Below are 21903 nucleotides of genomic sequence, written 5' to 3'. Positions count from 1 at the left end.
CGCCGGCTCCGGGCGTCCCCCGGACGGTCCACGCTCGGCCCCCACGGTCACCAGGGCATCCCAAGGAGGCTGCTGCGCGGCGGGGCAGTGAGCGGGGAGTCATCGACGCGAGCGGTCAGTCGGGGGACGCCCCCGACCACGCCCGGCCCCATGGTGCCCGTGCGTATCTCCTCGACCACGCGGCGCCTCATCTGCCCGTCCGGTCGCAGAAGGAGCATGAGGAGATCACGACGGGTGACGATGCCGACGAGGCGGTCCTCATCGTCCACGAGGACCGGCAGTCCGCTGATGTCGTGTTGAGCGAGCAGCTTCGCGGCATCCTTGAAAGAGGTGGAGGTGACGACCGAGAGGACTTCGTCGGTCATCAGGTCTCCCACCTTGATGTGCTTCATGGAGCACCTCCCGGCGTCCCAGCGATCCGCGCGGACGTGAAGGCCGGGGGCCGCTTGAGAACCACGATCCACCGACCCCTACGAGAGGAGGAGGGCCGAATGGTCCGGAGCCGGGGACCGATCGGACCTGCCCCCGGACATGCGGGCTCCTCTTTCCTGCATGAACCGGAACCTTTGGTCCCATTGAGGGACCTGAGCGGCCCTCTTGCTGCGGGAGTCCGCTGTGTCAGCGTGAGAGCCGGACCCTTGGCGGCTCTTTGAGGAGGAACCATGGGAGGAATCACGAGCGGCTCGGCACTTGGCTCCGCCGTAGTCGGCGTCGACGGCTCCGACTCGGCCCGCCAGGCAGGCCGTGAACTGCCCGACGCCACCGCCACCGCCACCGCGGAAGCGGAGCAATTCCCCGGACTGAAGGTCGACGCCGAGCTCAGCCGCAGCGCACCCGTCCCGAGCCTCCACCGGTCAGCGGGCCTCCGCGGCACCAGCGTGGTCGGCAACCGTGGCGCGGGCGGATTCGGCTCACTCATGCTCGGCTCGGTCGGGCTGGAGGTCACTGCGGGCGCGCAGACGCCCGTCCTCATGGTCAGAGGCATCGACAACGATGCCGAGACGGGTGTGGTGCTCGCTGCCGTCCGCGATGAACACGACCTCGAATGCGGGCGGTACGCCGCACGCGCGCGCGGGAGCGAGTCATGACGGCCCCGGGCGACCACGATGAGATCGTCGTCGGTATCGACCCGGCCAGGGACTGGCGTCTGCCCTTGGCCTGGGCGGTGGACGAGGCCGGTCGACGCCGGATCGGACTGCGGCTCGTCACCGCAGTACCACCGCAGCACGACACGCAGCACGTCGACGACACGCCCCGCAGCATGGCCCTGCACCAGGCCGCCTCGGAAGCCCTCAGTGCTGCTGCCGCCTGGAGCAGGGAGCGCCACCCGGAAGTCGAACCGGTCGCGGACCTGGTCGACGGGTTCCCCGCTCCGGCGATAGGCCGACTGTCCGGGCAGGCCCGCATGATCGTTCTCGGTTCGCGCCACCTGAGCCGTACCTCGGAGTTCCTCAGCGCCGGCTCCCTCGTGGTTCCCGTCACCGCGCAAGCGCGGTGTCCGGTGGTGGTCGTGGGCGACCCCGAGCACGTGATGCAGCAGCCGCCCTACCTGGTGGTGGGCGTCGACGGTAGCGAATCATCGAAGGCGGCGCTGGCGCTGGCGTTCGAGGAGGCCGATCTCAGAGGAGCCAAACTGCGTGCCGTTTCCGTGTGGCAGGCTCCGCTCTTCCTGCTCCATGACGAGGAGGTTGCGCTCCAGGCGCAGCGACGGATGGTGTCGGAGACCACGGCAGGCTGGTCGCAGACGTACCCGGACGTCGTGTTGACACACGAGATACACATCGGACACCCGGTGGAGGAACTCGCCGGTGCCGCCGAGCACGCACTTGCCGTGGTCGTGGGCCGGCGAGGCAGGGGTGGATACACCGGCATGCGGCTCGGATCGGTCGTCCACGGGCTGCTGCACCGGGCGCACTGCCCGGTGATCACGGTTCCCGTCGTGTGAGGACCGCCGTGATGACCTCCGCCGCTCAGCAGGCGTCCGCTCCCGCAGGACCCCACACGGATCTGACGGAGGCGGGGGCGGAGGCGGAGGCGGCGATGGACGCGGCCGCGCTCTACGTGCCTTTCCTCCAGGCGGTGTTGGACACCGAACCCCTTCGGCTGGACCGGTGCCGGCCTCGCGGCAATCGCCTCCATCACCGGAGGCGCTGCGGCCCGACTCTGGAGAACCGCATTCCACAAGGAGACGAGACGATGAACCCTGACACCACTGGAGGCGGCATCCACGCACACCTGGGCGACCAGGTGGTCGTGGGCGGCCCCACTGTCGGCAAGCCCGGCCGTGACGGCGAGGTCGTCGGACTGCACCATGACGACGGCACTCCGCCGTACGACATCCGCTGGTCGGACACCGGCCGCGTCACGCTCTACTTTCCCGGTCCGGATGCCCACGTCAGGCATGTGGGCGACGCCGAAGGAAAGCCGGCAGACCGCCAGACACAGCGGCGGCCGCACACCCCTCCGAAGTGAACCCCTCGCAACGCGGGGCTGCCGCGGAGGGAGACGTCAGCCTTGCTCCCGCGTGCCCTTGGAGGTGCCAGGGTCGGGGAGGGCCACGACACCCCCGCGCCCAGCTGCCCCGACTCAGGCTGGCAGCTGCCGTGCTGGGCACACGGAGGTGTCCATCGCGGCGATCGACGGCGTACTCACGGTCACCGTCACGGACGACGGGGTCGGGGTCCCGGAGGACGCTCGACGATCTCCTTGTACGAGGCCTCGCGGCCGACGGCCCCGGCGGTCCGGGTCATGACATCGCTGACGGTGTACTGGGATGCGGGCCTGGCCGGCTCCCTCAGGTGATCTCGGTGGGGAGAGGATCCGGTTCACAGCGGACTGCCGCTGCCGTGAGGCGCGTAGAGGTCGAGGAGCCGGACCCTGGCGGCCACGAGCCGGCGGGCGAGTACCTGCCCCACCCAGTGGTCCATGGCGGAGCCGAATCGGGGGTCCGCCTCCATCATCGAGCGCACGGCGGCCGCATCGAACTCGTGGGCGCGTACAGGGCTCGTCGCCTCCGCACCGAAGTGCCAGGTGTAGGGAGGGAACAGCCAGGACCAGCCGACCAGCTCGCCGGGACCAAGAGTCTCGATCACCGCTGCCTGCCTGCCGGGCACGTGAACGTCGAGGCCGACCGTGCCGGATCGCACGATCCAGAACCGGTCGGCGTGGCCTCCCTCATTGAAGAGGCGGGTACCTACGGGAAAGCCGACTTCACGCGCCATGCCCGTCAGACGGGCGCGGTACTCCGCCGAAAGGGCGGTGGCGATCCGGGTGGGGGAGGGTGTGCTCATCGCGGCCTCCGTTCGAGTCCGCTTTCAGTCTGGGACCCGGCCTGGCTGCGGGGATGGGCCGATCGGCCCTTCTCGCGACCCCGACCGGCCCATCTCCTGACGCCGCAGGCCGGTGGACAGTGGGAACACGCGGGACCTGCCCCGTGGGCCGGGTCCCAAGCCGTTGCCCCAGGAGCGTGAGCCATGTTCTGGTACGACCACGGAATGGGCGGATGGGGCTGGGTCGCCATGTCGTTCAGCATGGTCCTCCTCGTGGCTCTGGCCGTCATGGCAGTCGTTCTGCTCCTCCGCAGCGTCGACCGTTTCCCCTCAGGCCCGGTGGAGCCCCGCGCTGCGCCTTCCGCCAAGCAGGTGCTCGCCGAACGGTTCGCCCGGGGGGAGATCGACGAGGAAGAGTTCGAACGGAGTCTGACCGTGCTGCGTGAGCACGGGCCTGGTCGAAGTCGGCCCGGACCGGGAGAGGGCTGAACCCGGCCCTACGAGAGGGAGCCGAGCAAAGGGCGCGAACGATGAACCACGAAGCGACGCGGCGACCAGATCTCAGCGGCCCGGATGGGGAGCCGACCCGGAGCATGAAGGCGTTGGACCGAAGCGAAGCACTGAGCCTGCTCGGCACGGTATCGCTGGGACGCATCGTCTTCAGCGAGCATGCCCTTCCGGCCGTGAGGCTGGTCAACCATGTCGTGGACGGGGAGGACATCGTCGTCCGGATCCAGGACGGTGGAGCGCTCGCTTCGCTCGTGGCGACGCCCGACGCCCCCGGGGTCGTCGTCGCCTACGAGGCAGATGTCATAGACCCCGAGACCCGCCTCGGCTGGAGCGTCGTCGTCACCGGCTACGCCTCTCTGGTCGCAGAAAGGGACGGGGCGGACCCGTACGCGGCGTTGCTCGTACCGTGGGTGCGTCAGGCGATGACCAGGGCCCTGCGCATCAGGCCGGATCTTGTCACGGGCTTCCTGCTCGGCGCGGCCGAGTAGCCGCCCCCGGACCCCTGGTCGGCGGCCTGCGTGTGAAGTGGCGGCCGACGGGCGGGGCGACCGGATCCTCGCGGCTGCTGTCCGTCGTCTCCGGTGTCGGCGTGCAGCGGGCGGCCGTCCTGGTCCACCGGGTCCGGGGTGCCGTCGCGGAACTCCAGATGTCCGTCGCAATGGATCACCGCGTGGATGCTGGCCATGGGAACGCCTGGTCTCGTGCGTCCGGTGGGCGTGTGATCCGCGAGCGGCAGGCTGCCGTGACGGCGCCGGGGCGGGACGAGGCAAGGGAGCACGCCCTGTCCGTCCGCCGTGGGGCTGCTTCCATCCACCATCGACCTACCGCCGTGGGCCACCACCCGGCAACGTGGACATACCACCCAGTCCACCTGCCGGGGCCGAAGGTCCGGCGGGTGTAGCCGCGCCTGGCCTTCGATCGCACGGGTGTGACGTGATATCACCAGGGAAGTCATGTATTCGACCGAAACCTCACCTCTTTCGAACGGTCGGGACTGGCGCGGTACCCCCGCAGGGCCCGGTGCGGTCAGCGCTGCCCCCGCCCGGTGCGGTCCGGCCGGGGTGCCGGCTGGTTACGGGGACTTGGCGGATCCGTTCGTGAGCAGAGGGGCGGCAGGTTCCTTGCCGAGGTCCACCGGAGCGTTGCCCCGCTGTGCGGCGGCTGTCTCGCGGGCGAGGAAGGTGCCGAGCTCGCCGATGGTGCTCATGAGGGGCGCGGGGAAGACGACGGTGCTGTTCTTGTCCACGCCGATCTCCACCAGGCTCTGCAGATTGCGCAGTTGGAGGGCGAGCGGGTGGGCCATCATGATGTCGGAGGCGTCACCGAGCGCTGCGGCGGCCATCGATTCGCCCTCGGCGCTGATGATCTTGGCCCTCTTCTCGCGTTCGGCTTCTGCCTGGCGGGCCATGGCGCGCTTCATGCTGTCGGGCAGCTGGATGTCCTTCAGCTCGACCAGGGTGACCTCGACGCCCCAGTCGGTGGTGGTGATGTCGAGGATCTCGCGGATGTCGATGTTGATGCGGTCGGTCTCCGAGAGGGTCTCGTCGAGGGTGTGCTGCCCGACGACCTTGCGGAGGGTGGTCTGGGCGATCTGGTTGATCGCCGCTTCGACGTTCTCGACGGCGATGACCGATTTCACGGCGTCGACGACGCGGAAATAGGCGACCGCGGAGACGTCGACGCTGACGTTGTCCCGCGTGATGATCCCCTGGGACTGGATGGGCATGGTGACGATCCGCAGCGAAACGCGGTGCAGGACGTCCACGAACGGCACGATGAGCCGAAGCCCCGGTTCCCGGGTGCCGATCAGCCGGCCGAACCGGAACAGCACACCCTTCTCGTACTGCCTGACGATCTTGATGGCCATCACCAGCCCCACCAGGGCCACCACGGCCACGACGATCAGAACGAAGATCCAAACTCCCACGGTACTGCTCCTCGGAACGAGGACCACGTCATGCCCGGGCGAGGTCCCTGAGCGGCGGCGGAAAGGGGAGACTGCCCCTGCTCCGCCCGCAGGGCCGCACGGGTCTGGCTCATGCGACGAGCCCTGCCGCTTCCCAGCATCGCGCGCCTCCCCCGTGCCGGGCAGGGGCCGAACGGTCCACACCCCCGCACGGCCCGTCGGCTTCGAGGCGCCGCGTGACGCACGGGAACCGGACCGCAAGGCCCCGGTCGGCCCCTCGACGAGGACCATCGGACTCCGGCAGCGGGGCCGTTCTTCAGTCTTCCCAACCACGGGCCCGCTCGCACCACGAGGTCGGCACGGCCGTCGCTTCAGCGCCACCGGCAGCGCCCCGCCCCGACTCGGTTGTGGGGGCGGAGTCGGCTCGTGAGCACGGGGTACGCACTGTGGTTGAGAGGCCTGGCCAAACGGCACGGGGCTGGCAGGGTCAAACCCCCTGACGTCGTGGGTCGGCCCGGAACCTGGTCCTCACCTGGGAGCGGAGGGATCGGGCCACGTCCAAGTCGAAGGGCTCGGTGCTGGGGGTGAGCATCGCAGCGGCGGCCACGGCCACCCCCAGCGCGCAGGCGCTGACGGGATCCTCCCCGGCGGCCAGCCGTGTGACAAGGGCGGCGACCATGCTGTCTCCCGCCCCGGCATCGCTCAGGGGCTCGCCGGGCAGCGGCGGCGCGTAGAGCTCGGTGTGGCCGTGGCCGGTCGAGCACAATGCGCCCAGCTCTCCGAGGGTGGTGACGGCGATCTCGGCGGCCCCTGTGGTGAGCAGGTGCTCGTTGAGGGCTCGGGCGTCTTCGAAGTCGCGGACCGGCCGGCCGGCCATGCTTTCGGCCTCTGTCCGGTTGCACCTGAGCAGGAACACGCCCTCGGTGAGTGCTCCGCGAAGCGCCGGCCCGGAGGTGTCCAGGACCAGTCGGGACCCGGCTTCCCTGATACGGCGGGCGACGGCCGCATAGAAGTCGTCGGGCAAACCGCCGGGCAGGCTTCCGCTGGCCACGACGTACGGGCAACTGCCAACGGCCTGCACCAGCGCATCCAGGGATCGCCGTCCCTCGCGCTCGTGCAGGTGCGGGCCGGGTGGCACGACGTGGTAGCCGTGGCGCGATCCGGCCTCGAACAGCACGAGGGCTTCGCGTGTTTCGTCGTCGATGCCGACGGCGACGTGGTCGATGCCCTCTTCGTCCAGCAGCCGGTTCAGGCGCAGGCCGACCACGCCTCCGGCGGTGTGGAAGGCGGTGGCCCGTCCTCCGAGCCGCACGACATGACGGGCGACGTTGATCCCTCCGCCCCCGGCGGCCACTGACCTGACCCGGGCACGGTTCTTCCCGATGACCTCCAGATGCTCGACCTCCCAGCAGAGATCGACCGCGGGATTCATCGTCAGGGTCAGGATCGATGTCCCTTCCGCAGTCTCTGCGCCGCCTGCACCGTCGGTATCCCCGGCTGTGATGGGGTCAGGCGTCGCGGCCGTGCTCATCGCTGTGCCCTGGCGGTCGCGCTGACCGCTGTCCTGCGCACCGCCTGCTGGGCACGGTTCCGCTCGTGCGGGAACTGGCACGTGAGGCCGAAGAACCCGTCCAGCACCACCGGCCCACTGGTCCGGCGCCGCGCGGGAAGCACCATCGAACCCACCTCCGTGGACAGCGACACGTCCGAGCCGACTTCCATACTGAAACAGCCTGGCGTCACCTGCATGCCGGCCCATGGCTCGGCCTGCTCCTCCGTATGCGGATCCCCCAGGGGCGTCTTCCACCTGGGGCCGCCGAAGACGGCCGCCGCGGGCGACGATTCTCCTGATGGGTCCGGCGGCCGGGGGGAGCGGTCCGCCCCCCTCCGAGCTCGCCAGGAGGGGGGCGGCAAGCCTGCCGCGGGGGCACCGCGGCAGGAGGAGCCGAAGGGCACCCGTCAGGTGCGGTACGCGTAGTAGATCGCGTCCGGGTAGGACGCGATGATGCTCGCGAGCGACTTGCGGTAGGTGTTGGTGGAGTGGTAGGTGAGGTACGGCATTCCGGCGTTGCTGCGGTACGTCACCATCATGGAATGGTCCTTGGACCCGTCCCTGTTGAAGTCCACCTGCACGATGTCACCGACGTCCGTCTGGTAGACGTTGGCCAGGTTGGCGGCCCGCTTGTTGGACAGAGTGAACCAGGCCCACTCGTTCGCGCCGACCCACGAGTCGGTCTGGCGGGGGCCGTCGTACGACCAGTTGCGGTAGTCCGTCGTGGAGCCCGGAACCGTCTTCCAGCCACCCGCCTTCAGCGCCTGGCTGATGAAGTTGGTGCAGTCGCCCCCCGCGCCGCTGAACTTGCGGTACGCCGGGTTGTAGCTGCTCCAGTACTTCTCCGCGTACTTCGCCATGGCCGCGTAGTCGTACGCACCGCCGGTCTTCGCCTTGGGCTTCGCCGGAGCGGGGTACTTGGTGGAGGCGGGCGTGCCGTCCGGATACTGCTTGCCGTCGTCCTTGGCGACGTTCGCCTTCGCCGCCACGGGCTCGTTGATCGCGACGGGGCCGTTCTCCTGGGACTTGATCGAGGTCAGCTCCCAGGCACCGCCCCGCTTGCTGGTCAGGGTCAGTTCGTAGCGCGTGCGGAAGTCGGTCGTGGCCGGCTCGTCCCCGCGCAGTTTCTTGTAGGTGAGCGTGGTGTCCTCGGAGACCTCGACGGTCGCCTTCCCACCGGTCACCGTGGCCCGGTCCACGGCGACGTGGGTGGTGGCACCCGAGTACGCCTCGCCGAGCGCCGCCAGGCGCGTCTTGCGGGACTGCAGCGACGAGATCGCGGCGTCCTCGTCCTTCTTCAGCTGGGCCGACATGCGCGTCTTCGCGGAGGACGGGCCGGAGTTGCGGTGGCCCGGCTGCTCCTCGACCAGAGCCTGGGTGCGCTGGGAGAGCACGTCGTCGGCTATGCGGGCGAAGGCGTCGACGGTCGCGCGGTCGGCTGCTTCGGGACCGGAGCCCGCACTCGCGGAGTAGGCGAACAGCGTCGCGGACGACAGGGTCACGGTCAGGGCTGCGCCGACGGCAAGCCTGAACCTCTTTGGTATCACTGCTTTTCCCCTTGTCACCCGGTCCACACGGACCGGGGGACGGAATCTTCGCACAACCAGGCGGCTCCTCCGTCTCCTTCGGCACGTTCCGCTTCGGCGGCGGTCACCTGACAGGAGTCACCTCGAGCGCAGGGCGGTCTACCTCCGGTTGTCACCTTCCGCCGCCGGCGCCGCACCTCGCGGCCGGAAGCCGATACCTCACGCGGACCTCACAGCAAATGCCTCTAGGGTATGCAGGAAAGCGCAGCAAGGGGGCATTCCCAGTGGGCAGGCAGGATACGTCCGCAAGAGGGCGATCATGGGGCAGGCGGGCGGCTCCGGAGGGCGGCGGCGGAGCCCCGTCGGGCCGCCGGAGGAAGACCGGGACGCGCCGTCGGCCCCGGGCGGTGGCCGGCCAGCCCGGCGCCCTCGCACCGGCCGCCGCTGCGGCGCGCACACAACTGCGGCGCCTGCGACCCGCCTTCCCGAGGCCGGGCCGCAGCGGCTGGCGCCGGTGGATACCCTCCTGGCGCCAGTGGCTGGGCGCCTGTCTGTACGCGTTCACGGCCCTGGCGGGCTTCATCACGTACGCCTACGCGACCACGGACATACCCGAAGACCTCAACTCCTTCGCCACACAGCAGGACAACGTCTACTACTGGGCCGACGGCTCCACGATGGCCCGGACGGGCTGGGTCAGCCGGCAGGAGATGCCGCTGGACAAGGTGCCCCCCAAGGTCCAGGACGCCGTTCTCTCCGCCGAGAACGCGAGCTTCTACTCGGATCCCGGTGTGTCACCGTCCGGCGTCCTGCGCGCCCTGGGTGCCGCGGCGACGGGCGGCGAGACCCAGGGCGGGTCCACCATCACGCAGCAGTTCGTGAAGAACGCCTACCTGAACCAGGACCGCACGCTTTCCCGGAAGTTCACCGAGCTCTTGCTCGCCGTGAAACTGGACAACCAGAGGGACAAGAAGCAGATCCTCCAGGACTACCTCAACACCAGCTGGTTCGGGCGCGGGACGTACGGGATCCAACGCGCGTCCCAGGCGTACTTCGGCAAGGACGTCTCGCAGCTCAATGCCAGCGAGGGCGCCTTCCTGGCCTCCCTCCTCAAGGGCGCCGGGCTGTACGACCCGGCCATCGGCAAGGAGAACCACGAGCGGGCCGTCGAACGCTGGGCCTGGATCCTGGACCGCATGGTCGAGACCGGCCGGCTCTCGCGGGCCGAGCGCGCCACCTACACCACCTTCCCCGAGCCCTTGGGAGCGGCACTCCCCGGCACTCCGGGCGCGCAGACCGGATATCTGGTCGAGCTGGCCAAGGCCTACGCGATCAAGGCGGGCCACATCACGGACTCCGATTTCGACCTCGGCGGCTACCAGATCTACACGACCTTCGACCGGACCCGCATGACGGCACTGACCTCTGCCGTCCAAAAGGCGCAGAAGGACTTCGACGCCGAACGGCGTCCCGACACGGACAAGAACGCGAAGATCGGCGCGGCGAGCGTCTCCCCCGACGGGCGGCTGCTCGCCGTGTACGGCGGCCCCGACTATCTGAAGCAGGGCTTCAACGAGTCGAACGCGACGACCATCCCGGTCGGCACGGCGTTCACACCGATCGTCTACGCCGCCGCGCTCGACGAAGGGGTGCTGCGCTCACGCGGCAAGACCCGTACGCCCGTCTCCCCCTCCACCGTGTACAACGGCGACGACCAGGTCACCGTGCAGACGCCCGAGGGGCCGTACTGGGACCGCAGCGGCAAGGTGGTGAAGGGACGCAACGACGACGGCCGCAACTGGGGCCAGGTGACGTTGCACCAGGCCGTCGCCAACTCCGTCAACACACCCATGCTGCAACTCGGCCTCGACGTGGGCCTCGACGGGGTGCAGTCGTTCGCCCAGCGTGCGGGCCTGCTCGGATCGAGCCTCGGGCCACGCGTTCCCGCGTTCGCGCTCGGGGAGAACTCGATGCCCAGTGCGATCCGCATGGCCGGCGCCTACGAGACCTTCGCCGCCGACGGCATGCACACCGACCCCTACTCGGTGCGCTCGGCCAGCCGCAACGGCGCCGCGGTCCCGCTCGACACGCCGCAGCCGACCCGGGCCGTGACGGCCAAGACCGCCCGGGCGGTGACGGAGGCCTTGCGGGACGCGGTCACCGAGGGTTCGGCGAAGACGGCGGGCAAGGCGCACGCCGGGGCGGCGGGCAAGACCGGCACGACGGCCGCGAACACGGCGGGCTGGTTCGTCGCGAGCACCGAGCAGGAGTCCACGGCCGTGGTGGTCTACCGGATGTCGCTGACCGACCTGGTGCCGCTGCCGCTGACGGGACTGGGCGGCGACGCCCCGGGGACGCCCGGCAGCGAGCGGGCGGTGCGTCTGTGGACCGACTACATCAAGGCGGTGAAGTAGGCCGGGCAGCGCACGCTGCCCGGCCCCTGGCCCCGTCTACTTGATGAGCGAAGCCCAGTCCGGTGCCTGCGCGGGGTCGAGCCCGCGCAGTTGGGCCAGGACCTTCGGGTCCTGCGCGTCGAGCCAGTCCGCCAGCTCCCGGAACGACACGCAGCGGACGTCCTGGCGCGGGCAGACGTCCTTCATCACGTCCTCGACGGCCTTCATGTAGATGCCGCCGTTCCAGTCCTCGAAGTGGTTGCCGACGAACATGGGCGCCCGGCTGCCGTTGTACACACGGTTGAAGCCGTTCAGATACGAGGCCCGGGTCTGCGCCTGCCACCCGGCGAACTTCGCCGGGTCGCCCTGTGTGCTGTCGCCCGACTGGTTGAAGAGGAAGTTGAAGTCCATGGAGAGGACCTGCACCTCCTTGCCCTGCAGTGGTACGAGCTGCAGCGGAAAGTTCCAGATGCCGTCCTGCTTGGCCGGCCACAGCTGGAAGTCCCCCGCGGAACTCGCGTCGTAGCGCCAGCCGTACGGCTTGATCGCGGTCAGGAGGTTCTTCTGGCCCTCCAGGCAGGGCGCCCGGCCTCCGACCACTTCCCGGTCCGGGTCGAAGGGCAGCGGCGCCTCCTTGGTGAAACCGGTGTTGGTCTTCCAGTTCTTGACGAACGAATACGTCTGGTCGATCTCGCTCTTCCATTCGGCGGGGCTCCAGTCCCCGCCGCCCTTGGGCCCGCAGAAGTGCCCGTTGAAGTGCGAACCGATCTCGTCGCCGTCGGCCCAGGCGCCGCGCAACTGCTCCAGCGTGCCCTTCACGTGCGGGACGGTCGGGTAGGAGATGGCGGCCGAGCCCTGGTTGTGCTGCGGCGGCCGGTAGAGCGCCTTCTTGCTTTCCGGCAGCAGGTAGATGCCCGTGAGGAAGAAGGTCATGTGAGCCTTGTTCTCGCGGGCGACCTGGCGGAAGTGGGAGAAGAGGTGGTCGTCGCCCTCCAGCGCGCCGTCCCAGGAGAACACCACGAACTGCGGCGGCTTCTCTCCGGGCTTCAGCCGCTCGGGCTTGAGCTGTCCCGGCTGTGGCCCGGTGTAGGAGGTGGAGCCGTCTCCCAACACCTTGACCTTGCCGTCCCAGGTCTCCTCGGCCTTCTTCGCCGCGGCGGCCCCGTCGGCCGCACCGCCCGGAGCCCCGAGCTTCGCATCGCCTTGGGCGGCCCCCTCGGGACCGCCCATCGTGAAGGCGAACGCGGCGGCGGTGGCCCCGGCCAGGGCGATCACGGCGATGCCCAGGCCCAGGCGCCTGCGGTTCTGCGCCTTCCTCCGTACTTTGCGGGAACTCCGGGACTCCCTCCGGGCAGCCGGAGCGGTGTCGGTGTCGGCCATCGCAGTCGTCCCCTTGAAATCCCCGCAGCCGGGCCGCGTATGGATGGTTCATACGAATATAGAACTTGTCGGCACTCATCCCACACTCCGGCCTCCTCGCCCCGTCGCTTCACAGCCAACTCACAGCCCCGCACCGGGCACCGCCTCGCGGACGTCTCGGGGTCCGGACGCCTCCCCCATGGACCCGGGGCCGGGCACGGCGGTCACGCCCAGGACGTCCAGCAGGCCCCCGGGCTCGGAAGGAACGACCCCGGCCGGGGCGGGCTCGGTCTGGAACATTCCGGACTCGACCACGACCGGGCGGGTGTTCTCGTGGTGCGAGCAGGAGTGTCCGTGTAGCGTCAGCACCAGCTGTCGTGGTTCCGAAGTACCGGTTGCCCGTGTGCGCACGTTCACGGGCGATTTTGCTGTTCAGAGTCTCTGAGGACCAGGGCGATCACCTCCGGCTCCCGCATGGTGCGGGACCGGTTTAAAGTCCCTTGGAGGACACATGGCCAGCGGAACCGTGAAGTGGTTCAACTCGGAAAAGGGCTTCGGCTTCATCGAGCAGGACGGCGGCGGCCCGGACGTCTTCGCCCACTACTCGAACATCGCCGCCCAGGGCTTCCGTGAGCTCCAGGAAGGCCAGAAGGTCAACTTCGACGTCACTCAGGGCCAGAAGGGCCCCCAGGCGGAGAACATCACCCCCGCCTGATCCTTCACTCCCCATGACGGCCGCGACCACACGTGTGGCCCCGCTGCCGTAAGAAAGGCCCGGTCGGCACGCTCGTGCCGGCCGGGCCTTTCTCGGCGGGGGCGCGTTCCGGCAGCGCCGCCGTCAACGTGGAGCGGCGCCGCCGTCTGCCGACTCGGGTGTCGCCGCAGGGCGTCGGCCCGGGGGGTTCAAGGTGTGGCTGGCGATGACCGCTGCCTGCACGCGCCGTTCGACGCCGAGTTTGGTGAAGAGCCGCGAGACGATGTTCTTGATCGTCTTCTCCGCGAGGAAGAGCCGCTCGCCGATCTCACGGTTGGTGAGGCCGTCGCTCACGAGGATGAGGATCTCGCGTTCCCGCTCGGTCAACCCGGGCAGTCCGGGTGGCCGTTCCTCCTTCGGGGCGTCGCCCCTGATCCGGGCCATCAGGCGGGTGGTGGCGCCGGGGTCCAGCATGGACTGGCCCGAGGCGACGGTGCGAACGGCGGAGACGAGGTCGGTGCCCGTGATCTGCTTGAGGACGTACCCCGACGCGCCGGCCATCACCGCGTCCAGGAGTGCTTCCTCGTCGTCGAAGGAAGTGAGCATCAAGCAGGCGAGTCCGGGCATCCGGGACCGCAGTTCGCGGCACACGCTCACCCCGTCACCGTCCGGCAGCCGCACGTCCAGGACCGCCACCTGCGGGCGTAACGCCGGGATGCGGATCAGGGCTTGTTCTGCAGTGCCCGCTTCGCCGATCACGGTCAGGTCGGGCTCGGCGTCCAGCAGGTCGTGGACGCCGCGGCGGACCACCTCGTGGTCGTCCAGGAGGAACACGCCGATCGGCGCGGGCGACTTCGCGGGAGACGGGCCGCTCTCCATCATGACGCAACTCCTTCGCGGCGCCCGGCCTCCGCGGGCGTGCCACTGCCTGGATCCTGCCGTCCGCAAGGGCCGATCGGACAGGGCCGATCGGCCCTTGTCGCGGATGCGCTCCTCGGGGCCCCGTGCCGCCGCGCGGGAAGAGGGACCTTCGGCCCTCGGTGGGGACCGACCGGTCCTTACCAAGGACCGGGCCGGTCCGCTGAGCTGTGAGGAGTACGGGGAACGGCGCGGCTGAGCCCGGGGAGCCGCATGGAACGTGAAGGTGTGCCATGGCCACGCAGCTGATCGCACTGACGTGCGCGGTGGGAGAGGGATCCGACATGACGGCGTTCCTCGGCGGTGAACTCGACTTGCACACGAGTGCGCAGGTCGGACCCGGACTGATGCAGTTCGCGCGGTTGTCGGGCCCCGAGTTCACGCTGGACCTGTCCGGTCTCACCTTCTGTGACAGTTCCGGCATCGACCTGCTCCTGCGCGTGCACCAGTGGTGTGCTGCCTGCGGCACCCGGCTCACGCTCGCCGGGGTTCCCCGCCCGGTGGCCGAGCCGATGCGGGTCCTCGGCGCCGACCGGGTGCTCCTGCCGTCGGGGAGGTGACCGTTCGGCCCCACCCCGGCGGGCGGAAAGGGACCGTACGGCCCTGGCACCGGCCGGCCCGGCACGTGAACGTGGTGATCATCCCGCGCGACGCGGAGGCCGGAAGCGAAGGAGGCGCGGACCGTGGAGCGCGAGACGACATGCGGGGGGCGGGAGCCGTCGCCCCGGCGGATGCGGCAGCTGGACCGCGACGAGGCGCTCGGACTGCTGGGGACGGTCTCGCTGGGCCGCATCGTCTTCACCCGGCACGCCCTGCCGGCCGTCCGGCCCGTGAACCACCTGGTGGAGGGCGAGAGCATCGTCGTGCGCGTCCACGACGGCGGGGCCCTCGCCTCCCTGCTCGCGCCGTCCGGCACGGCGGGGGTCGTGGTCGCCTACGAAGCCGATGCCATCGATGCCGAGACGCACCTCGGCTGGAGCGTCGTGGTGACCGGCTACGCCACCCCGGTGGAGGACCCCGAAGGCTATGCCTCGCGGCTGCGTCCCTGGGTGGCGCAGACGATGGTGCGCGCGCTGCGCATCACGCCTGACCTGGTCACGGGGTTCCGCCTGGAGGCGGACCCGTCCGAGCCCGTGGCGGTGTGCGGCCCCTGACCGGTCACGTGCCGGCCGCCCCGGTGAGCGGAGCCCGCCAGACCAGGACGCTTCCGCCGTCGGACGGGCTGCCCACGGAGAACGTGCCGCCCAGGCCCCGGGCGCGCTCGTCGAGGTTGCGCAGACCGCTGCGGCGGCCCTGGGCAGGCATGCCCCTGCCGTTGTCGGTCACCGTCAGGACGATTTCCTCGTGGGTGGCCCTGAGCGAGACCCCCACCCGGGTGGCGTGCGCGTGGCGGGCGGCATTGCTCAGCAGCTCGGTCAGGGCGGCCATGGCATGGTCGGCGACCTGTGCGGACACGTCGGTGTCCAGCAGCCCCTCCATGCTGAGGCGGGGCGGGTGGCCGAGCGCCGACCCCGCCTCTCCGACCGCCCGGGCGGCGCGCGCCCGCAGGCCTGGCCCCGCTTCGCGGTCCTTGGCCCGGAGCCCGAAGATCGTCGACCGGATGATCTTGATGGTCTCGTCCAGGTCGTCGACGGCCCGCCCCACCCGCTCGGCGGCGCCGGCGTGCTCCACCAGCCGGGCCGCGCTCTGCAGGGTCATCCCGGTGGCGAAGAGCCGCTGGATGGCGAGGTCGTGCAGGTCACGGGCGATCCGGTCGCGCTCCTCCAACAGCGCTATCTGCTCGGCGTCACGGCGCCGCTCGGCGAGCTCCAGCGCCAGCGCGGCCTGGCCGGCGAAGGCCAGCAGGGGCTCCAGTTCACCGTCGGTGAAGACCGGCTCGGACGCCGCCCGTGCGAGCAGCAGGACGCCCCGCCCGTCCCCGGCGGCCGTGCCCAACGGGACGGCCACCGCCGGTCCGAGTGCCGTCAGCCGCTGCGCGCCGCCGCCGTAGAGGTCGTCAGTGGCGAGACTGACCGTGGTGACCGGCCTGCCGGCCTTGTACGCGGCTCCGGAGAGACTGCCTTCCACCGGTATCACCAGGCCGCGCCGCAGCTCGCCGCCGGGCCCGACCGAGAGTTCCACGGCCAGGTCGTCCGTGCCGTCGAGCGGCATCGAGACGTCGGCGAGCTCGGCGCCCGTGATCTCCTGGGCACGGCGTGCGATGAGCTCCAGCGCCGCGGGACGCGGGCTCCCGGACAGCAGGCTGTTGGTGATCTCGGCGTTCGCCCGCAGCCAGCGCTGCTGCCGCTGGGAGCCCTCGTACAGGCGCGCGTTGTCGATGGCCACCCCGGCGGCGACGGAGAGGGTGGAGATGACCGCCTCGTCCTCGGTGTCGAAGTCCTGGCCGTCGCGCTTGTCGGTCAGGTACAGGTTGCCGAACACCTCGTCGCGGACCCGGATCGGGACGCCGAGGAACGTGCGCATCGGCGGGTGATCGGCCGGGAAGCCGTACGACGCGGTGTGGGCGCTGAGGTCGGTGAGGCGCAGCGGTTCGGGATGGCGGATGACCTCGCCCAGCAGCCCGTGGCCGGCGGGGAGCGCCCCGATCCGGGCGATCTGCTCCTCGGCGAGTCCCACGGTCAGGAACTGCGAGAGCGTCCGGCCGTCGGGTCCGATCACGCCCAGTGCGCCGTAGTCGGCCTCGACGAGCAGTGCGCCGGCTTCCACGATGCGTCGCAGGACCTGGGACAGGTCCAGTTCCCGGCCGACGGAGACGACCGCCTCCAGCAGGCTGTGCACCCGGTCCCGCGTGCCGCGTACGGCATTGATGCGGGCCTGAAGTTCCTCGAGCAGCTCGTCCAGTTGCATCCGCGGTACCTGAGGCAACGGATCCGCCACGCCCACCAGCTCCCTCTGTCCCCACCACCCGGTCCGGCGCCAGCCTATCGAGAGCAGCCGGACGCCGGAGACCCATCGGCCGGACCCGACGGCCGGACCGGGCGGTCGGACCCGGCGGTCGGTGGTGTGAACAGTGTCCGGATGGTTTCGGTGGCCACGTCCCGCAGCCAGCCGTGGGCGCGGTCGTCGTCGTAGCGCTGGTGCCACAGCAGGTACAGGGGGACGCCGGGCAGGGGCAGTGGCAGGGGCAGTGTGACCAGGCCGAGCTGTTCCCGGGCCGTGCGGGTGACCGCGTCGGGGAGGGTGACGACCAGGTCGGTGTCGAGGGCGAGTTGCAGTGCGAAGGCGGCAGTGGGTCCGGCGGCGGCGACGCGTCGTTCGAGGCCGCGCGTGGTCAGGGCGTCGTCGATCGGGTCGCGCAGGCTGCCGCGTCGCGAAACGGTGAGGTGTTCGGCGGCTGCGTAGCGCTCGAGGCTCAACGGGCCTTCGGTGAGCGGGTGGCCCGGTCGGACGGCGACGACGAGCCGGTCGGTGCCGACGAGGCGGTGGCGGACGTCGGGCAGCGTCGGAGTGGCGGAGCTGGATTCGAGGTCGACTTCACCCCGGCGCAACTCGGCGTCGTCCGTGCCGGGTTCGGCGGACAGGCGCAATCGGACGCCGGGGGCCTGGCGGTGGACGGCGGTGATCAGGGCGGTCCCGGAGGCTGCGGTCAGCGCGTCGTGCCAGCGCACGGTGAACACCCGGTCGAGTGCCGCCAGGTCGAGTTCCTGTTGCGTGGAGAGAAGTCGGTGGGCTTGCTGTACGAGGGTGTGGACCTGGGCGCGCATGGCCAGCGCGCGGGTGGTGGGGACCATGCTGCGGCCGGTGCGGACCAGGATCTGGTCACCGGTGGCCCTGCGGATGCGGCCCAGGGAGCGGCTCATCGCCGGCGCGGTGACGTGGAGGCGCGCTGCCGCGCCGGTGACGCTGCCCTCTTCCAGCAGGGCGTCCAGGGCCGTGAGCAGATTCAGATCCAGTTGCATGGCGGTAACTCTACAAGTGACAAGCATGCACTTGTTGTTAACGGTCGGGCCGCCTACTTTCGAGGTGCGGGGGCGAGACGACCGCCCCGCTTCCACCGAATCCCCACGGAGCCCACCATGAGCACAGTCATGCCTTTCGACGCCGACGCGACGCTGCTGCCCGACGTCACCGCCGCGGTGAAGACGGCCGGTGTCACACTGCGCGACCGCTACACCTCCCACGCCCGCGGCGTGAGCCTGGACGAGGTCGTCGGCGAGATCCACGCCAACGACGACGCGGTGCTGGACGTACTGCGCCAACCTCTGCTGCGCGCCCGACAGGGGTCGCAGTGGGCCGAGGACGAGCTCGCCGGCGGCGCGCTCCCGCCCGGGGAGTGGTGGGTCGTCGATCCCGCGGAGGGCAACATCAACCACGTTCACGGCATGGACGACTGGGCCGTCACCGCCACCCTGGTCCGCGACAACCAGCCGGTGCTCACCGTCGTCCACCTGCCGCTGACCGGCGACACTTACACCGCTGTCGCCGGCGGCGGTGCCCGCCTCAACGACCGGCCCCTGAAGGTGTCCGCCAAGACCGACCTGGGCGCCGCCCTGATCGGCACCGGTCAGGCCAAGCCCGGCGAGGACGAGCGCACCTTCCGGCGGATCGGCGACTCCGTCACCGCCATGCTCGTCAACGGCCTGGTCGTGCGCGTGTCCGTTCCCGCCACGATGCAGCTCATCCACGTCGCCGCCGGACGCATGGACGCGTTCTGGCAGTTCTCCGACGTCCGCTCCGGCCTGGTCGCCGGCGCCCTGCTGGTCTCCGAGGCCGGAGGCGCCGTCACCGACCTCGCGGGTGAACCCTGGAACACGGGCAGTCGCGACTTCCTGGCCGCAGCCCCCGGCGTCCACGCCGCCGCCCGCAAGGTCCTCGCGCCGATCGCCTGACCGGACGTCTCCACGCCTCCCACCCCGTACCGCAAGGAGCATCCCCGCATGACCCACATCGGCATCCTGGGCGCCGGCCGCGTCGGAACCAACCTCGCCGGCAAGCTCTCCGCCGCCGGACACCAGGTCACCCTTGGCACCCGGAACTCCGAAGACACCGCCGCCCGCACCGCAGGACTCGCCCCGCGGATCGCCTTCGCCGACCAGCGCACCACCGCCCGCACCGCGGACATCGTGATCAACGCGACGCCCGGCGACAGCTCCCTGGGCCGCCTCGCCGACCTGCGCGACGAGCTCTCCGGCAAGATCCTCGTCGACGTCTCCAACGCCACCCGCGACACGGCCGACGGCCTGCCCGGCGACCTGTGTTACCCCGGCAGCAGCCTCGCCGAGAAACTCCAGGCCGTCCTTCCCGACACCCATGTGGTCAAGACCCTCAACACCATGCTGTTCATGGTCATGACCGCCCCAGAAATCCTGGCCACCCCACCGACCGCCTATCTCTCGGGCGACGACGAGAACGCGAAGAAGACGGTCACCGGCCTGCTCGGCGACCTGGGGTGGAAGCCGGAACGGATCGAGGACCTCGGCGACATCACCACGGCCCGCGCCACCGAAGCCATGATCCTGATCGTGCCGCACATCCTGCGCCGACACGGCTTCGAGCCCCTCGCCGTCTCCCTCGCCCGCTGACCCGTCGAGACCGCTCTTACCCGATCGGCCTACTCGTTGGTGACGACGAGCTTGCCGCGGACGTGTCCCGTCGTGGACGCGGCATGGGCGTCGGCGATGTGGGAGAGGGGGTAGGAGGTGGTGTCGGCGACGCGCAGCCTGCCGGTGGTGACGAGTTCGGCGAGACGCGCCATGTCCGCGGGCTCGGCCTGGTAGAAGAAGTTCACCGCCTTGACGTCCCGGGTCGCGAGGGCGTCCGGGTCGGCGGAGAAGACGGTGCTGACCACGCGCGCCCCGGGTCGCAGGAGCGGAGCGAGGCGTACGTTCAGGGCTTCGGCGGTGCCGGCGAGGTCGAGGATTGCGTCGATCCCGTCGGGGTGCGCCGCCGCGACCGCGTCGGCCGTGTCGGTGGTGCGGTAGTCGATGGTCTCGGCCGCGCCCAGACCGCGGGCGTAGGCGTGGTCCTCCGCGGCGGCGGTGGCGATGACGCGGACGCCCGCGGCGGCCGCGAGCTGGATCGCGTACGAGCCGACTCCACCGGTCGCGCCGATGACGAGCAACGTTTCGCCCGCTTTGAGGTCCAGCCAGTCCAGCGTGGCGAGGGCGGTGCCGCCGGTCATCGGCAGGGCTGCCGCGGACACGGGGTCGAGGCCGCTCGGCCGGGCGGCCAGGGCGGCGTCCTGCGGGGCGGTCATGTACTGGGCGAACGAGCCGTGCCGGAACGTGTGCGGCCAGGCCATGCCGAAGATCTCCTCCCCGGCGGTGAAGGCGTCGACGCCCTCGCCCACGGCGGTGACCTGCCCTGCGACGTCGATGCCGAGGGTGAGGGGGAAGGCGTGCGGGGCGCCGGAGCCGGCCAGCTGCCCCGCGGCGATCTTCCAGTCCAGCGGGTTGATGCCGGCGGCGCGGACCTTGATCTGGATCTCACCGGGACCGGGCAGGGGAGTGGGGAGATCGCGCAGAGCGGGAGTGTCGTCGAAGCCGTCGATGGCGAAGGCGTACATGGTGGGGTCCTTCGGGGGAGGGGGCGGCCTGCGCGTGCCCGCACTCTCGGCCACTCCATAGCTCACTATCTAATTTGAGCATAGTTAGCTATGGGATGATGTCAAGCGGGCCACGGCGGCCATGGAAGGAGTGGGGATCCACGGTGCACAGTGACCGCGAGATACAGCCTCGGGCGACGGCGCCCCGCGAAGAGCCCCTGGTCTGCGCCGTGGTCAACCACGCCGCCCGGCTGCTGAGCCAGGCCATCACGGCCCGGCTCGCCGCGCTGGGCGTCAGCCTCGGCCAGCTCCCCACGCTGCTCGCCCTCTACGAGCAGGACGGTCTGACCCAGAGCGACCTGGCCCGCCGGACCGGCGTGGAGCAGCCGACCATGGCCCTCAACCTGCGGCGCATGGAACGCGACGGCCTGATCACGCGCACCCCCGACCCCTCGGACGCGCGTCGCGCCCTGGTCACGCTGACCCTCCGGGCGAACGAGCTGCGCGACCCCGTCCAGGAGCTGCGCGCCGGCATCGACGCCGAATCGCTCACCGGCTTCACACCTGCCGAGCACGCCCGGCTGCGGGATTTCCTCGACCGCATGACCGCGAACCTCGACGCCATGGTGAACGGCCCGGCCTCCGCCCCGCCGGTCTCCTAGCTATGCCGGCTCCGCCCCGCCCCGGCCGGTGCCCGTGGGAATGTCCTGCGGAACGGTGGCGGCGGCGCCGGCGCGTACGGCGTCGACCATCACCTGGTGCAGGACGCGGCTACCCTCCTCGGACGCGCAGTGCACCGGGCTGCCGGTGACGGTGAACCAGTCCGATCCGCCGCTGTACTGCACCGCCACGTTGGCCTCCCGGCCCGACCAGGTCGTGTGCACGGTCAGGTCCCCGCTGAGGACCCCGGCTTCCTCGGTGCGTACCCCGCCCCGTCCGGCGAAGACTCCTGTCGTTGTCCACGAAGCCCAGGTCATGGCGCACCGTCCCTCACCGCGGAGTGTCACTGCTGCTTCCACGCTACGGCGGGGGCGGCGTTCGTGCGTGGTCGCGGAGGCCACGAGGCCCCGGCCGCTCGACATCGGGTGCCGCCACTGCCCCGCCGAGGTCGCCCGGCACGCCGCCGACACCCTCACCCACCGCACCCGCGAGCTCGCCGGCATGCTCGCCGCCGCCCTCGACCGAGGCGTCCCCGCCGAAGCCGCGCCGGCCGGCCGGCACCCGGATCCGATGCCGCGCTGCGACACCGCGGGGCTCGACGGCCGCCCCGGTCGCCGCCGACGACGTGCTCG

General features: G+C 70.7%; 24 protein-coding genes and 1 pseudogene. 13 read left to right on the top strand and 12 right to left on the bottom strand.

Going from position 1 to position 21903, the window contains the following annotated elements; all coding sequences use genetic code 11:
- Window positions 1-47: 47 nt before the first annotated feature.
- The gene (locus tag K7B10_RS04590; RefSeq protein WP_229334650.1) at window positions 48-392 is read right to left on the bottom strand and encodes a CBS domain-containing protein; all 345 of its coding nucleotides are present in this window, start codon (window positions 390-392) and stop codon (window positions 48-50) included.
- Between the two features lie 270 nt (window positions 393-662).
- Between K7B10_RS04590 and K7B10_RS04585 the strand changes: the two genes are divergently transcribed.
- The 3 genes and pseudogenes from K7B10_RS04585 to K7B10_RS04575 form a co-directional block, all read left to right on the top strand.
- The gene (locus tag K7B10_RS04585) at window positions 663-1088 is read left to right on the top strand and encodes an adenine nucleotide alpha hydrolase family protein (RefSeq protein ID WP_229334649.1); all 426 of its coding nucleotides are present in this window, start codon (window positions 663-665) and stop codon (window positions 1086-1088) included.
- A complete protein-coding gene (locus K7B10_RS04580) occupies window positions 1085-1945 on the top strand; it encodes a universal stress protein (protein WP_229334648.1) in 861 nt (286 codons plus the stop codon). Before K7B10_RS04585 ends, K7B10_RS04580 begins: the two co-directional genes overlap by 4 nt.
- A 278-nt stretch (window positions 1946-2223) precedes the next feature.
- Window positions 2224-2427 (top strand): annotated as a pseudogene (locus tag K7B10_RS04575) (DUF1918 domain-containing protein); the annotation flags it as partial.
- 398 nt (window positions 2428-2825) lie between these two features.
- Here the strand turns inward: K7B10_RS04575 and K7B10_RS04570 are convergent.
- Window positions 2826-3290 carry a Crp/Fnr family transcriptional regulator gene (locus tag K7B10_RS04570; RefSeq protein WP_229334647.1) on the bottom strand — a complete coding sequence of 155 codons (465 nt, stop codon included), beginning with the start codon at window positions 3288-3290 and terminating at the stop codon, window positions 2826-2828.
- A gap of 183 nt (window positions 3291-3473) precedes the next feature.
- Between K7B10_RS04570 and K7B10_RS04565 the strand changes: the two genes are divergently transcribed.
- Together K7B10_RS04565 and K7B10_RS04560 are read left to right on the top strand one after the other, a co-directional pair.
- Complete coding sequence (locus K7B10_RS04565) at window positions 3474-3758, top strand: SHOCT domain-containing protein (protein WP_229334646.1); 285 nt, start codon at window positions 3474-3476, stop codon at window positions 3756-3758.
- Between the two features lie 104 nt (window positions 3759-3862).
- Window positions 3863-4267 (top strand): pyridoxamine 5'-phosphate oxidase family protein, encoded by a 405-nt coding sequence (locus K7B10_RS04560; protein WP_372481368.1) that lies wholly within the window; start codon window positions 3863-3865, stop codon window positions 4265-4267.
- Window positions 4268-4851: 584 nt separating this feature from the next.
- Here the strand turns inward: K7B10_RS04560 and K7B10_RS04555 are convergent.
- The 3 genes from K7B10_RS04555 to K7B10_RS04545 form a co-directional block, all read right to left on the bottom strand.
- Window positions 4852-5706, bottom strand: coding sequence for a slipin family protein (locus K7B10_RS04555; protein ID WP_229334644.1), 855 nt, complete (start codon window positions 5704-5706; stop codon window positions 4852-4854).
- A 466-nt stretch (window positions 5707-6172) separates the two neighbouring features.
- Window positions 6173-7216 carry a 1-phosphofructokinase family hexose kinase gene (locus tag K7B10_RS04550; protein ID WP_229334643.1) on the bottom strand — a complete coding sequence of 348 codons (1044 nt, stop codon included), beginning with the start codon at window positions 7214-7216 and terminating at the stop codon, window positions 6173-6175.
- Window positions 7217-7644: 428 nt separating this feature from the next.
- The gene (locus K7B10_RS04545) at window positions 7645-8784 is read right to left on the bottom strand and encodes an amidase domain-containing protein (protein ID WP_229334642.1); all 1140 of its coding nucleotides are present in this window, start codon (window positions 8782-8784) and stop codon (window positions 7645-7647) included.
- Window positions 8785-9170: 386 nt separating this feature from the next.
- Between K7B10_RS04545 and K7B10_RS04540 the strand changes: the two genes are divergently transcribed.
- Window positions 9171-11177, top strand: a complete 2007-nt coding sequence (locus K7B10_RS04540; protein WP_372481367.1) for a transglycosylase domain-containing protein — start codon at window positions 9171-9173, stop codon at window positions 11175-11177.
- Window positions 11178-11213: 36 nt separating this feature from the next.
- Here K7B10_RS04540 and K7B10_RS04535 read toward each other — a convergent pair whose 3' ends face one another.
- Together K7B10_RS04535 and K7B10_RS04530 are read right to left on the bottom strand one after the other, a co-directional pair.
- Complete coding sequence (locus K7B10_RS04535; RefSeq protein ID WP_229334640.1) at window positions 11214-12536, bottom strand: polysaccharide deacetylase family protein; 1323 nt, start codon at window positions 12534-12536, stop codon at window positions 11214-11216.
- A gap of 120 nt (window positions 12537-12656) precedes the next feature.
- A complete protein-coding gene (locus K7B10_RS04530; RefSeq protein WP_229334639.1) occupies window positions 12657-12884 on the bottom strand; it encodes a hypothetical protein in 228 nt (75 codons plus the stop codon).
- 142 nt (window positions 12885-13026) lie between these two features.
- On the opposite strand from K7B10_RS04530, the gene K7B10_RS04525 reads away from it, so the two are divergent.
- Complete coding sequence (locus K7B10_RS04525; RefSeq protein ID WP_030861277.1) at window positions 13027-13230, top strand: cold-shock protein; 204 nt, start codon at window positions 13027-13029, stop codon at window positions 13228-13230.
- Window positions 13231-13353: 123 nt separating this feature from the next.
- On the opposite strand, the gene K7B10_RS04520 is transcribed toward K7B10_RS04525, so the two are convergent.
- Window positions 13354-14088, bottom strand: a complete 735-nt coding sequence (locus K7B10_RS04520; protein WP_229344766.1) for a response regulator — start codon at window positions 14086-14088, stop codon at window positions 13354-13356.
- A gap of 272 nt (window positions 14089-14360) precedes the next feature.
- Here K7B10_RS04520 and K7B10_RS04515 point away from each other — a divergent pair, with 272 nt between their 5' ends.
- Entirely contained in the window at window positions 14361-14687 is a 327-nt protein-coding gene (locus K7B10_RS04515; protein WP_229334638.1) for an STAS domain-containing protein, read from the top strand.
- 171 nt (window positions 14688-14858) lie between these two features.
- Complete coding sequence (locus tag K7B10_RS04510) at window positions 14859-15281, top strand: pyridoxamine 5'-phosphate oxidase family protein (RefSeq protein WP_229344765.1); 423 nt, start codon at window positions 14859-14861, stop codon at window positions 15279-15281.
- 4 nt (window positions 15282-15285) lie between these two features.
- Here K7B10_RS04510 and K7B10_RS04505 read toward each other — a convergent pair whose 3' ends face one another.
- Window positions 15286-16974 carry a sensor histidine kinase gene (locus K7B10_RS04505; RefSeq protein ID WP_229334637.1) on the bottom strand — a complete coding sequence of 563 codons (1689 nt, stop codon included), beginning with the start codon at window positions 16972-16974 and terminating at the stop codon, window positions 15286-15288.
- Window positions 16975-17048: 74 nt separating this feature from the next.
- A complete protein-coding gene (locus K7B10_RS04500) occupies window positions 17049-18026 on the bottom strand; it encodes a LysR family transcriptional regulator (protein ID WP_229334636.1) in 978 nt (325 codons plus the stop codon).
- Window positions 18027-18143: 117 nt separating this feature from the next.
- Between K7B10_RS04500 and K7B10_RS04495 the strand changes: the two genes are divergently transcribed.
- Both K7B10_RS04495 and K7B10_RS04490 read left to right on the top strand, forming a co-directional pair.
- Window positions 18144-18956: an inositol monophosphatase family protein gene (locus K7B10_RS04495; RefSeq protein ID WP_229334635.1), complete on the top strand. Its 813-nt coding sequence runs from the start codon at window positions 18144-18146 to the stop codon at window positions 18954-18956.
- 48 nt (window positions 18957-19004) lie between these two features.
- Window positions 19005-19649 (top strand): NADPH-dependent F420 reductase, encoded by a 645-nt coding sequence (locus K7B10_RS04490; protein WP_229334634.1) that lies wholly within the window; start codon window positions 19005-19007, stop codon window positions 19647-19649.
- 29 nt (window positions 19650-19678) lie between these two features.
- On the opposite strand, the gene K7B10_RS04485 is transcribed toward K7B10_RS04490, so the two are convergent.
- Window positions 19679-20632 carry an NADP-dependent oxidoreductase gene (locus tag K7B10_RS04485; RefSeq protein WP_229334633.1) on the bottom strand — a complete coding sequence of 318 codons (954 nt, stop codon included), beginning with the start codon at window positions 20630-20632 and terminating at the stop codon, window positions 19679-19681.
- Window positions 20633-20775: 143 nt separating this feature from the next.
- On the opposite strand from K7B10_RS04485, the gene K7B10_RS04480 reads away from it, so the two are divergent.
- Window positions 20776-21273, top strand: coding sequence for a MarR family winged helix-turn-helix transcriptional regulator (locus tag K7B10_RS04480; RefSeq protein ID WP_229334632.1), 498 nt, complete (start codon window positions 20776-20778; stop codon window positions 21271-21273).
- On the opposite strand, the gene K7B10_RS04475 is transcribed toward K7B10_RS04480, so the two are convergent.
- Window positions 21274-21588: a hypothetical protein gene (locus K7B10_RS04475; RefSeq protein ID WP_229334631.1), complete on the bottom strand. Its 315-nt coding sequence runs from the start codon at window positions 21586-21588 to the stop codon at window positions 21274-21276.
- A 67-nt stretch (window positions 21589-21655) separates the two neighbouring features.
- Here K7B10_RS04475 and K7B10_RS04470 point away from each other — a divergent pair.
- Window positions 21656-21903, top strand: a 248-nt coding sequence (locus K7B10_RS04470; RefSeq protein WP_229334630.1) for a hypothetical protein, incomplete at its 3' end; no start/stop codon positions are given.

The sequence above is a fragment of the Streptomyces flavotricini genome (assembly GCF_020639365.1).
Taxonomy (GTDB): domain Bacteria; phylum Actinomycetota; class Actinomycetes; order Streptomycetales; family Streptomycetaceae; genus Streptomyces; species Streptomyces flavotricini.
The sequence above is the reverse complement of the archived record's forward strand: the minus strand, read 5'-3'. Positions and strand labels throughout refer to the sequence as shown.